This window comes from Flavobacterium anhuiense, assembly GCF_900101855.1.
In the GTDB taxonomy this organism is placed as follows: domain Bacteria; phylum Bacteroidota; class Bacteroidia; order Flavobacteriales; family Flavobacteriaceae; genus Flavobacterium; species Flavobacterium anhuiense.
In genome coordinates this window covers 820701-833154 of the sequence record NZ_FMVC01000001.1, presented here as the reverse complement: position 1 = coordinate 833154, position 12454 = coordinate 820701, and the positions used below count along the sequence as shown (strand labels likewise).

The 12454-nt window shown below is 35.1% G+C and carries 12 protein-coding genes; 5 read left to right on the top strand and 7 right to left on the bottom strand.

Going from position 1 to position 12454, the window contains the following annotated elements:
- The first annotated feature begins 13 nt into the window (after positions 1 to 13).
- Complete coding sequence (locus tag BLP44_RS03570) at positions 14 to 541, top strand: DUF6646 family protein (RefSeq protein ID WP_008465570.1); 528 nt, start codon at positions 14 to 16, stop codon at positions 539 to 541.
- A 127-nt stretch (positions 542 to 668) separates the two neighbouring features.
- Here BLP44_RS03570 and BLP44_RS03565 read toward each other — a convergent pair whose 3' ends face one another.
- The 5 genes from BLP44_RS03565 to BLP44_RS03545 form a co-directional block, all read right to left on the bottom strand.
- A complete protein-coding gene (locus BLP44_RS03565) occupies positions 669 to 1325 on the bottom strand; it encodes a CoA transferase subunit B (protein ID WP_091129403.1) in 657 nt (218 codons plus the stop codon).
- A gap of 86 nt (positions 1326 to 1411) precedes the next feature.
- The gene (locus BLP44_RS03560) at positions 1412 to 2113 is read right to left on the bottom strand and encodes a CoA transferase subunit A (protein WP_066033261.1); all 702 of its coding nucleotides are present in this window, start codon (positions 2111 to 2113) and stop codon (positions 1412 to 1414) included.
- Positions 2114 to 2278: 165 nt separating this feature from the next.
- Positions 2279 to 4579 (bottom strand): penicillin-binding protein 1A, encoded by a 2301-nt coding sequence (locus tag BLP44_RS03555; RefSeq protein WP_066033260.1) that lies wholly within the window; start codon positions 4577 to 4579, stop codon positions 2279 to 2281.
- A gap of 9 nt (positions 4580 to 4588) precedes the next feature.
- Positions 4589 to 5068 carry a gliding motility lipoprotein GldH gene (locus tag BLP44_RS03550; RefSeq protein ID WP_008465585.1) on the bottom strand — a complete coding sequence of 160 codons (480 nt, stop codon included), beginning with the start codon at positions 5066 to 5068 and terminating at the stop codon, positions 4589 to 4591.
- Positions 5052 to 6437 (bottom strand): PSP1 domain-containing protein, encoded by a 1386-nt coding sequence (locus BLP44_RS03545; protein WP_091129400.1) that lies wholly within the window; start codon positions 6435 to 6437, stop codon positions 5052 to 5054. Before BLP44_RS03545 ends, BLP44_RS03550 begins: the two co-directional genes overlap by 17 nt.
- A gap of 352 nt (positions 6438 to 6789) precedes the next feature.
- On the opposite strand from BLP44_RS03545, the gene BLP44_RS03540 reads away from it, so the two are divergent.
- From BLP44_RS03540 to BLP44_RS03525, 4 genes are all read left to right on the top strand, one after another.
- Positions 6790 to 7971, top strand: a complete 1182-nt coding sequence (locus BLP44_RS03540) for an ankyrin repeat domain-containing protein (RefSeq protein ID WP_091129397.1) — start codon at positions 6790 to 6792, stop codon at positions 7969 to 7971.
- 29 nt (positions 7972 to 8000) lie between these two features.
- A complete protein-coding gene (locus tag BLP44_RS03535; protein WP_091129393.1) occupies positions 8001 to 9353 on the top strand; it encodes an ankyrin repeat domain-containing protein in 1353 nt (450 codons plus the stop codon).
- 17 nt (positions 9354 to 9370) lie between these two features.
- Positions 9371 to 9913: a hypothetical protein gene (locus BLP44_RS03530; protein WP_091129390.1), complete on the top strand. Its 543-nt coding sequence runs from the start codon at positions 9371 to 9373 to the stop codon at positions 9911 to 9913.
- 101 nt (positions 9914 to 10014) lie between these two features.
- Positions 10015 to 10767: a hypothetical protein gene (locus tag BLP44_RS03525; protein ID WP_091129386.1), complete on the top strand. Its 753-nt coding sequence runs from the start codon at positions 10015 to 10017 to the stop codon at positions 10765 to 10767.
- Between the two features lie 52 nt (positions 10768 to 10819).
- Here the strand turns inward: BLP44_RS03525 and BLP44_RS03520 are convergent, their stop codons facing one another.
- Together BLP44_RS03520 and BLP44_RS03515 are read right to left on the bottom strand one after the other, a co-directional pair.
- Positions 10820 to 11050, bottom strand: a complete 231-nt coding sequence (locus BLP44_RS03520; protein WP_008465601.1) for a ferredoxin — start codon at positions 11048 to 11050, stop codon at positions 10820 to 10822.
- On the bottom strand, positions 11050 to 12291 hold the full coding sequence (locus BLP44_RS03515; RefSeq protein WP_091129381.1) for a peptidase U32 family protein: 1242 nt from the start codon (positions 12289 to 12291) through the stop codon (positions 11050 to 11052). The genes BLP44_RS03520 and BLP44_RS03515 overlap by 1 nt, the downstream gene beginning before the upstream one ends.
- Positions 12292 to 12454: the final 163 nt, after the last annotated feature.

Below are 12454 nucleotides of genomic sequence, written 5' to 3'. Positions count from 1 at the left end.
ATATTAAATTTTTATGAAAAAGGTTATTACACTTTTGTTTTTAGTGACATTCGGATTTGTTAATGCTCAAGAAGCTTTCAAAGGAAAGGGAGATATTAAAGTAAACGTAGGAGCTAATTTACAAGATGGTGGTTCTGGAATTCAAGGTTCTGTTGATTTTGGTTTAGGAGAAAATTTCTCTTTTGGTTTTGTTGCTAACTATATCCTAGGATTTGACAACTTCAATGGTTACTACCACGGCAACACAAATGCTTATTATGATGCTGAACCAGATTTTTCAGATCGTTTTGATGCAAAAGCAAGAATCAATGCTAACTTATCTAGTGTAATTGGCGTAAAAGAATTGGACGTTTACCCTGGATTAAGCTTAGGCTTACATAATTTCGGCGGACACGTTGGCGGTCGTTATTTCTTTACTGACGGATTTGGTGTTTTCACAGAAATCGGATTCCCAATTGCAAAATACGGTTCAAACAATGATCCTTTTTATCATTTGAATAATCAAGCTACTTTTAGTTTAGGGGCTTCTTTTAACTTATAATATTTTTTGCCACAAAGGCACTAAGTCACAAAGTTTTTTTAAGATAAAAACCGCCTTATTGGGCGGTTTTTTTGTTTTTCTCTTTTACAAAATACTTCGAGTCTTTGTGCCTTTGCGGCAATTTCTCCTAAATTAACATTTCAGGAATTTCCCCTTCAATAATCAAATCGGCTTCGGTTGAGGCGATGATGTGTTCGACTGACACGCCTGGCGCTCGTTCTAAGAGCTTAAAACCTTTTTCGGTTACTTCCAGAACTGCAAGCTCAGTAACAACCTTTTTAACGCATCCTACGCCCGTTAATGGCAAAGTACATCTTTTTAAGATTTTTGACTCTCCTGCTTTGTTTACATGCATCATGGCTACAATGATATTTTCGGCGGAAGCCACCAAATCCATTGCGCCTCCCATTCCTTTAACCATTTTGCCTGGAATTTTCCAGTTTGCGATGTCTCCGTTTTCAGAAACCTCCATTGCTCCCAAAATAGTTAAATCTACTTTTTGGCTTCGAATCATTCCAAAACTAAACGCCGAATCAAAGAAACTTGCACCCGGAAGCGTTGTAATGGTTTGTTTTCCCGCATTGATAATATCGGCATCTTCTTCTCCTTCAAAAGGGAAAGGTCCCATTCCGAGAACGCCATTTTCACTTTGAAATTCTACCGCTATATCTTCTCGAACATAATTCGCTACCAAAGTCGGAATTCCAATTCCAAGATTCACGAAATAACGGTCTTTTACCTCTTTTGCAATTCGTTTTGCTATCTCTTCTTTACTAAGTGCCATAATAATGTGTCAATTAGAGAATTTGATAATTAGATAATTCTTTACACGATGTATTAAATTATCTAATTATCACATTTTCTCATTATCTAATTTCTAGTTCTTACTGTACGTTGTTCAATTCTCTTTTCAAACTTTTCTCCTTGAAAGATACGCTGCACCATAATTCCCGGAATATGAATCTGATTTGGATCTAAAGAACCAACCGGAACCAATTCTTCCACTTCAGCAATTGTTATTTTTCCTGCGCCCGCCATACAAGCATTAAAGTTTCTTGCTGTTCCTTTAAAAATAAGGTTTCCAGCTTCGTCGCCTTTCCAAGCTTTTACAATGGCAAAATCGGCTTTGAAAGCTTCTTCCATGATGTGCATTTTTCCGTTGAATTCACGTGCTTCCTTTCCCTCTGCTACTTCCGTTCCGTAACCAGCTGGTGTAAAGAATGCCGGAATTCCTGCCTGAGCTGCACGACAGCGTTCTGCAAGAGTTCCTTGTGGAGTTAATTCAACTTCTAATTCTCCAGAAAGCATCTGACGTTCGAACTCGGCATTTTCTCCCACATAAGAAGAAATCATTTTTTTGATCTGCTTTTTTTGCAATAGTAATCCCAAACCAAAGTCATCAACTCCAGCATTATTAGAAATACAAGTTAAATCTGAAATTGATGTATTGACTAATGCTGCAATTGTATTTTCAGGAATACCGCACAATCCGAAACCACCAAACATGATGGTCATGCCGTCTTTAATTCCTTCAATAGCTTCCTGAACGCTATTTACTTTTTTTGTTATCATAACAAACTATCTTTATTGCTGAATATTTTTGATAAAAATAAGATTTTTAGATTAAATTATAACGATTTCGTAAAAATAAAACCGAAATAAAAATCCCTTTACTAATCTTCTAAAAGAATCGTAAAGGGATTGAAATATAATTAGATGCATTTTATTGCAACAATGTTACAATTCAAATTCATCAGTATTTTGTTCCGTTTGTGTAGTATCTTTTACTACAGCTGGTCTTTGATAGCAATCTACTTTGATAGAGAGGTTTGCTGGACGCTCAAATTCAGATTTTGAAATCTGAAGATTTTTATCGGCATAACACTTTTTCATGAAATAACCCCAAACTGGTAAAGCTGCTGTAGCTCCTTGTCCGTAAGTCAAACTTTTGAAACGCGCTGAACGATCTTCACATCCAACCCAAACTCCAGTTACTAAGTTAGGGACCATTCCCATAAACCATCCATCAGATTGATTTTGCGTTGTCCCTGTTTTACCTGCAATAGGGTTTGTAAACATATATGGGTAACCTGTCCAACGGTTATCTCCGCTTCCTCCGCCTTGTGTACGCAAACGTACACCAGAACCACTTTCTGTTACCCCTTGAAGCAATTTAATTACTGCAAAAGCAATATCTTTATTTAAAACGTCATGAGACTCTGGAATTGGCTCGTAGATAACCTCACCACTTTTGTTCTCAATTCTGCTTAAAAACTGTGGTTTTACATACACTCCTTGGTTAGCAAATGTGCTATACGCTGCAACCATATCTTCAACTGTAATATCAACTGCACCTAGTGCAATTGAAGGCTGAACTGGAATTTCTGTTTTAACTCCTAATTTTTTAGTCAATTCTACAACAGCTTCTGGGCTTGTTCTGTCAATTAATTTAGCTGAAACTGTATTGATAGAAGCTGCCAAAGCTTGTTTTAAAGTTACCATTCCTCTGTATCTGTAATCAGAGTTTCTTGGCTCCCAATCTTCTGTTACGTGGTGACGTCCTTTATGAATCATAAATGGTCCGTCAAGAATTGAATCGCAAGGAGACATATTCAGTTCTTCGATTGCCGTTGCATAAACGAAAGGCTTGAAAGTAGAACCTACTTGTCTTGCCCCCTGTCCTACGTGATCGTATTGGAAATATTTGTAGTTAATTCCACCAACCCAAGCTTTAATTGCTCCAGTTTGAGGTTCCATTGACATTAAACCAGATTGCAGAAAGTGCTTGTAGTAACGGATAGAATCTAATGGAGTCATTACAGTATCTCTTTCTCCTTTCCAAGTAAAGACACGCATTTTTGTTTTTACTTTGAATGAAGCAATGATATCATCTTCGCTTTTGTCCATTTCTTTCATCTGAGCCCAGCGAACAGAATTCTTCATCGCCTGCATCATGATTCTGTCTGTTTCAGCTTGTGTAATATTTACGAAAGGAGCGTTTTTATTGTTTTTTTGATCAATAAAAAACTGTTGTTGAAGGTTTTGCATGTGAGCAGCAACCGCTTCTTCAGCATAAGTTTGCATTCTAGAATCTATCGTCGTGTAAATTTTAAGACCATCTTTGTAAATGTCGTAATCAGATCCGTCTGGCTTTTTATTTTCTGCAACCCATTTCTTCATGTAATCACGAAGATATTCTCTAAAATAAGTCGCTATACCTTCACGGTGGCTTTCCAATTTAAATTTCAACGTAATTGGCAATGCTTGAAGTCTTTCTTTTTCAGCTTCTGAAATCATTTTTGCTTTTGCCATTTGAGATAAAACCACATTACGACGGTTTTTTACTCCTTGTGGATTACGAACTGGATTATAAAGACCTGAGTTTTTGAACATTCCAACCAAAATAGCCGATTCGTCTATGGTCAAATCTTTTGGATCTTTAGAAAAATAAGTTTGCGCTGCAGAACTTACTCCAACAGAATAATTTCCGAAGTCATAAACGTTGCAGTACATTGCCAGAATTTCATTCTTTGTATATTGTCTTTCTAGACGAATAGCGATAATCCATTCCTTTATTTTTTGTACAATCCTGAAAGGCAAAAACTTAGAACCTTCACCATGAAATAATTGTTTTGCAAGCTGTTGTGTTAAGGTACTCGCTCCTCCGTTTGTTCCTAAACTAAAAACGGCTCTCAAAGTTCCACGTCCGTCAATTCCTGAATGCTCGTAGAAACGTGCATCTTCGGTAGCAACAAGCGCTTCAACTAAATTTTTAGGCAAATCAGAATATTTAAGCTGAGATCTATTGGTTTTAAAATATTTACCTAACACTACGCCGTCAGAAGAGATAATTTCAGTAGCAAGGTTTGAATCTGGATTTTCTAAATCTTCAAACGAAGGCATAGATCCAAATAAACCCCAAGAGGCAAATAAAAAGAAGGCCAAAACTCCTAAAAGGGAGTATGCAAAAACCCTCCAGAATTTCTTTTTGTAATAATTAATATCCTTGTTAGATTGATTGTTTTTTTTAGCAGCCATAACTATTTTCTAATCTTTTTGTTCTATTCTAAAACCAACGTCTGTAATTCCTTGTAAAGCTTCAACACCAGGAATTTTACCTGATTGTCTAACGGCTTGTTTGATGTGAACTTTGTATTTTCCTCTAAACTTTACATCTTCTTTGTAATACAGTTTACTTTCTTTTATATCTGAAAATCCGTTTCCTAATAATGTTCCGTCCGGCTCAGCCATTTGGTATTCCAAAGTATCCACTTTTGTAAATCCGTTTGGCATTTCCATCGAAACAATCAAAAACAAATTATTAAACGGATAATTGTTGTTATCTCGTATGTTTACAAAAGCATTGTATCTTTTTGTAGAATCTAAAACCGGCAGATCAAAGGTTATAATACTGTCTTTATGCCAAGCACTTCCAACAGATTTATACTCATCGAATACTCTTTTTTTGTCGCAAGAAAAAAGAAGTATCGCTGCCAACAGAAGAATTCCGCTATTTTTTATTCTCATTTTTAGTATTCGTTATTGGTTTTCTAGGTTCAGCAGGTTTATTTTCATTAGAATTCTGCTTATTCGGATTGTTTTTATTCGAATTATGCTTCTTCTTATTCTTGTTTGGATTGTTTGGCTTATTTCCATTGCCATTAGCGCTTCCATTATTCGGATTATTATTTCCTGCTGGCTTAGCGTTATTCGCATTTTTTTCCTGCTGTGGTTTTGCTGGAGCTGCAACACCAGCCGCCTCTGCATTTTGTTTACGCTTGCGATTTGGTTTTTTCTTTCTTTTTGGCTGGTCAAAACGAGTCAAGCTCTCTTGTCCCATTGCGTTATTGAAGTCTTTTTCTGGTTCTGAAGTAACCTCAATAGCAAAATCTTCTAAAGAAGAAACTTTATTCTTCAGCTTGTTTTCAGCAATAATTTCTTTAACCTGATCAATTTTCAAAACGTGCCAGTTTGCAAAGTTGTTGGTATAAGCAAACCACATTAATCCTTTAAAAATATCCTGTTTTTGACAAACTGCATCACCTTTTTCGGTAATCAATTTGGTATCGTAATCAGGAAAATCTTTTAAAGCGTCCATATAAGTGTCTAACTCATAGTTTAGACAGCATTTCAGCTTTCCGCATTGTCCCGCTAATTTCTGCGGATTCAATGATAACTGCTGATAACGCGCTGCAGAAGTATTCACGCTTCTGAAATCTGTTAACCAAGTCGAACAGCAAAGCTCACGTCCGCAAGAACCAACTCCGCCTAAACGCGCCGCTTCCTGACGAAAACCCACTTGTTTCATTTCTACTCTGGTGCTGAATTCTTTAGCAAAATCTTTAATCAGCATTCTAAAATCGACACGATCATTTGCTGTATAGTAAAAAGTCGCTTTTGATCCGTCTCCTTGAAATTCGATATCCGAAATTTTCATTTCCAATTTATGCTGAATCGCCAATTCACGCGCACGAACTTTCATTGGTTCTTCGCGATCTCGGGCAACAGACCAGATATCGATATCTTTTTGAGATGCTTTTCTGTAAATTTTCGGAACGTCGTTACTTTCGTAATTCACCCCTTTTTTCTTCATTTGAATCTTTACCAATTCTCCTGTAAGAGTCACAATTCCAATATCATGTCCTGGCGAAGCAACAGTTGCTACAATATCGCCAATACTTAAAGTTAATTTCTCTGAATTTCTAAAAAATTCCTTGCGTCCGTTCTTAAAACGAACCTCAACACAATCAAAAATCGCCTCTCCATTAGACGGACTCATGTTAGAAAGCCAGTCAAAAACCGTCAATTTGTTGCAGCTATCGGTGCCGCAAGTCCCATTATTTTTACAACCTTTTGGTGCGCCACCGTCTGAGGTTGAACAACTTGTACATGCCATAATTATATATGTAGTGCTGCCAAAATGCAGCTTAAGTTCATAAACGTTTGATCGGTAAAGATAGTATTTTTTTTATTTTGCTTTTTATGGATAAAAACTAAAGCGCTGTTAAATAAAAAAACGTGTTTTTTTGTACGCAAAATATTCCCAAATTAGCTTTTCTACTTTCTATTTTTTAAAAATATTTTTCTCAAAAACCCTTTTCTGTCCGTTTTATGACTTAAAACAAATTTTTAACTTTTTATCCTGAAATATATTTCCCATTTTTATGTTTTATCTTACAGCATGATTTGAGAAAGCCCTATTTTCGGCAGATTCAAATCTTAATTTTCATTTTTAAAAATCGATCAGAATGCAAACACAAAACCAGATTGAAAATTTCCTTTTTCAGGGAAAATTTGACGAGGCCAGAGAATGTCTAAATAACGGAGAAAAATTTAACGAACAATATCTGAAAAACAATTTTTCTCAGATTGTAGCCAAAATTATAGATGCCAAAGAAATTGACTTCATTGAAAAACTAATAAAAGCCGGATTTATTGAAACCGATATTTACGAATTAGACAGTTTTGATCAATCTATTTTCAAACCATTGACTTTGTATTTAAAAGACGATGACGCTTCGATTGCTTTTTTTAAGGAATTGATGTCGAAAATGGATAATATTAACGACGAAATAAGCGACAAAACTCTTCTAGGCTACTTTCTTGAAAAAGGAGCTTCACCCAAAATAGTTAAAGTTTTAGTTGATGATTTTGGAGCTAACACTCAGTATAAGAACAATGCAGGAGAAAATTTTATCTACACGATTTTGAATACTTATGGTCTAGATCCTGAAAAAGTAAAAGAATATATATCTATACTTTTAGAAAATGGCATTGACATTAACGAAAAAAATATTGTGGGCACAACGCCGTTAATCTGCGCCGTTAAAAGAAACAGAAAAGAACTTCTTCCATTTTTATTAGAAAATGGAGCAGATCCTACTGAGACTGACAATCAGGAAAATAGTGCTTTTTATTATGCTGCAGCTGAACAGTTTTCTTTTCCGATGTACGAACTTTTGGCAGAATCATCATCAGCCAATTTTAATAGCATCAATAAAAATGGAAAAACTTTACTCACAGAGTTTATTCGGATGATGTCTGATTCTGAATACGATCTGAATTCATTACAAAGATTACTATCAGATGGAGCAGATTTAAATCACTGCGCTGAATATTACGGAAATCCAAAATCGGGTATAGATTATATTGTTGAGAAAAAATCGGGTATTTTAAAATCAATACTCGACAGCGGATCTGTTGACGTTAACGAACAAGACAATCAAGGAAACACCATTTTGCATAAAGTTTGCGCCTTTAATGTTAATTACGATGCAGAAATGGCAAAAGAAACTTATAGAAAAGTAAAACTTTTATTAGATCAAGGAGCTGACATTTCGATTACAAACGATAAAGACGAAACTGCCTTGATGCTAGCTTCTGAAGACAACCTGAAGATTAAAACAGTTGAACTTTTAATGAAACAATAAAACGATCATTTACTTAAAATTACCCAAACATGTCAATGTCATTTATAGTTGCCTGCGAAAACGGTAACCGAAAAATAGCCGAATTATTGCTTCAAAATAAAGAAGTAGATGTAAAATATACCGACGAACAAGGTAGAACAGCTCTTCATTATGCCGCACACCGCGGTTATCTCGACATCGTGAAAATTCTAATCGAGGAAGGTGCCGATATTAACTACGAAGATCATCAGGGAGAAACGCCTTTGTATTTTGCCTGTCTTCAAAAACAAAAACAAACGGCGCTGCATCTTTTAGAAAACGGAGCAGAAATCACGAAGAATGATAAATACGGAAATAGTCTGCTACATTTAGTGGTTCAGACGGCTCAAATTGAAATTGCAACAAAGTTGCTTCAAGCAGGAGTCGATGTTAATTTATTGAATAACAATGGAGAAACTCCGCTATTATTGGCTTCGGCAAAATTAAATAGAGAAATTATTCAATTGCTTTTAGACAATGGTGCAGATATTAACGCTACGGATAAACAGGGAAATACGCCTCTTATTTATGCTTGTTATACTAAATCGATTCCGATGGTGACTTTGCTTCTGGATAATGGCGCTGATATCAACCACGCCAATCATTCTGGTGAAAATGCACTTTTAATTGCTTGTTATGAAACAAACAGAATGCTAGCTAAATTATTGATTGAAAGAGGTGCAGATGTATTTACTTCAAGCAATACTGGACATTCTCCTATTTGGTACGCTTGCGCAAATAATCAAAAGGAAATCGTGGCTTTGTTTCTAGAAAACGGAGTTGATGTGAATTACAGTAAACCAGTCGCTAGCGACACTTCTTCAATGAATGATTATTTGGATTGGATTGTAAGTGCCACAAATATTTCAAACGAATCGAGTTTTACTTTAACCAGTTCATACAATTATGGTGGAGAAAGTCTGCTGCATGTAGCAACCAAAAAAGGAAACTTAAGCATGGTTAAATTGCTTATCGAAGCTGGAGCAAACATCAATATTCAAGATGAATCTAGAAATACGCCACTTCATTATAGCGCTGCAAACGGAAAGAAAGATGTTGTAAAATATTTATTAGATAACAAAGCCGATGCGTCAATCGTAAATGTAAAAGAACAAAAAGCGATAGATTATTCGAATGTAAAAGGCTTTAATGAAATTACAGAACTGATTTTGAAATATGCTCCGTCAGAAACTGTTGTAAATCCAATCAATACCCCACAACAACCCGAAGCGCCAAAAGCCGAAGCTTCAAATTCGATGGAAGCTAAGAAAAAAGCATTATTAGATTTGAAAGAACTTCTAGACGCCGGAATTTTAACATCAGAAGAATTTGATGCTGAGAAAAGTAAAATTTTAAAAGGATAAATATAAATAAACACAAAATGAAAAAAATCTTAAATGCCACAACCCTATTTTTAGTATTAATTGCCGGAAGCTTAGTTTCTACCTCATGCACCAACCTTTCACCAGAAAAAACATTTGAAATTGCTGCTTTAAATTCGAACTTATTGTCTCGTTTTGGAAGCAAAGAAATCAGTGAAAAACTGCAATCTGAAGCACAAGTTTATGATGAAAATCAAAAAAAGATGGTTCCTTCAACTTATTACGATTCTTTTAAATATGATATAACAAATTTAGAAACTCGATTAAAAAATATTCAGGACATACCAGAAGATGAAGACAATAAAGAACTTCTTCAAGCATCAAAAGATTTATTTATTTATGCAATTGCGAAACAAAAAGAAGGCTATTTGCCAATTGCCAAACTGAAAGATGAAAAAGCTTCTCCCCAACAAATTGAAAAAGCAATTGCAGATTTTGATGCTTCAACTCAAAAAGATATAGATACGAAGTTTACTAAATTGATGAATGTGGCGCAAGCGTATGTCGACAAGCATAATATAAATGCTAAAATTGGAATTTAATATTTTCAGGTAAAACTTAAACTCATCAAGAAATAATAACAAGAAAACATTAGATATTATTTCTTGATGAATTATAAAGCTAAAATCCCAAACAACAAAAGATGATAAAAAATTACTTATACATTACGGCAACAGTTTTTCTGTTGTTTACAATCATCAGCTGTAAAGATTCTAAAACTGTAGTCAAAGAATCAAATACAGAAGTCACTGAATTAAAAGAAATTCCAGAAGTGGAAGAATCTGCCATCGATATCAAAAAAGATATTTCAGATTTTATACCTAAAAACTATGTTCCTTTTGATACAATTAAAGGCGATTTTAATAAAGATGGACTGGAAGATTGCATCTTGATTATTAAAGGGACAGATAAAAGCAAAATAGTTACAGACGAATATCGCGGTGAATTAGACCGAAATCGCAGAGGAATTATAGCATTATTAAACAAAAATGGCGGTTATGAATTAGCCGTTAAAAACTACGACTGTTTTTCTTCCGAAAATGAGGATGGCGGTGTTTATTACGCACCCGAACTTTATATTGAAGTAAAAAATGACAAATTATATGTGGACTATGCTCATGGAAGATATGGTTATTGGAAATATACTTTCAGGTATCAAAACTCAGATTTCGAACTTATAGGTTATGATGCCAGCAGCAATCATGGACCAGTTATTCTTACCGAAACTAGTATCAATTTCCTGACCAGAAAAAAGATTGTAAACCAGAACGTCAACGAAAACACATATGATGGTGACGAAATTTTTGAAAAAACGGAAACTAAAATTGCCCGAACCAAACTCCTAAAACTATCTGAAATCAAAGATTTTGATGAACTGCATCTTTACGATGAATAATAAAACCCTTTTGTATTACTACAAATAGAGGGTATGCTTTAAAACATATTTCTCAAGTCTCTTTAACCGTAATAATCTTCACCGGACAAGCTTTTGCCGCCAATTCACAGCTTTCTACAATGGCATGATTAGGAGATTTTAAAGTAAAAAATCCTTTTGCATTTTGCGAATGGATGAGAACCGATTTCCCGTCTTTTTTTGACATTTGAAAATGAACTGGATCCATTTCAACGCAATAGTTACAGCCAATGCATTTATCTCTTTGTAAAGTTACAATAACCATTACGCCTCAACAATTTTATATAATTTGTCCGACATTCTGATTCTAAACGGAAGTTTGAAACTGCAGTAATCTCCTTTTGTGGCTTTTTCTCCCGGAGCATCATTTACAAACATTTCATTAATAATCATTTCCTGAGCTCCTGTGCTTGGCCCTGTGACTAAGATTTTATCTCCGATTTTAATATCATACGCTTCAATCTTAAATTGACCGATTTCAGCTTTCGGAAAATAATGCAATCCCCTACCCACATAAACCTTCTTTTGTGTTGCTGCCGATCCTGGAATATCGCTCCATTCGCCTAATTCCTGACCTAAATAATAACCTGACCAAAATCCACGGTTGTAAACTGTTTCTAAAGCTTTTATCCATTCAGTGGTTTTTTCTTTTGAGAAAGTTCCATTGTAATACGCATCAATTGCTTCACGATACGTTTTGGTTACTGTTGCCACATACTCTGGCGCACGGCCTCGTCCTTCTATTTTTAAAACCTTCACTCCAGAATCGATCACCTGATCTAAGAAATCAATCGTACACAAATCTTTTGGCGACATCATATATTCGTTATCCAATTCGATTTCGAAACCTGTTTCCTGATCAATAACCGTATATTTTTTTCGGCAGTTTTGTTTGCACGCGCCACGATTTGCAGAGGAATTATGCGAGTGCAAACTCAAATAACATTTTCCCGAAACGGCCATACACAAAGCTCCGTGACCAAAAATTTCGATTTCTACTAAATTTCCGTTCGGGCCCTTTATCTGCTCTTTCTCTATTTGATCTGTGATATTCTTTACTTGACGCAAACTCAATTCACGACTTAAAACCATTGTATCGGCAAACAAACTGTAGAATTTTATGGTTTCAATATTCGTTATATTCAATTGTGTTGAAATATGAACTTCCATTCCAATCGATCTTGCCATCGCAATTACAGCTTGATCTGATGCAATGACCGCTGTAATATTGGCTTCTTTGGCTTTTGTCAATAATGTTTTTACGACTGATAAATCGTGATCGTAAATAATAGTGTTTAAAGTAAGGTAGCTTCGGACGCTTTTGGCTTCACATCGATTGGCAATTTCTTTTAAATCATCAATCGTAAAATTAACTGTTGATCTTGCACGCATATTAAGCTGTTCAACTCCAAAATATACGGAATCACAGCCATTATCTAAAGCAGCCTGAAGCGATTCAAAATCTCCTGCCGGAGACATGAGTTCGATTTTATTATTTGTTGTCATTTTATTACTATGATATGTTTCTAGAATCTAGTTATCTAAAAATTGACAAAAATAATGTGGGTATAAATTGATTTCTATGATTTATATCATAGTCTATATTTTAAAAATTTATTTGCAGTAGCCCAATGATAAATCATTTGCCATGTCCATAATTGTAACTCAA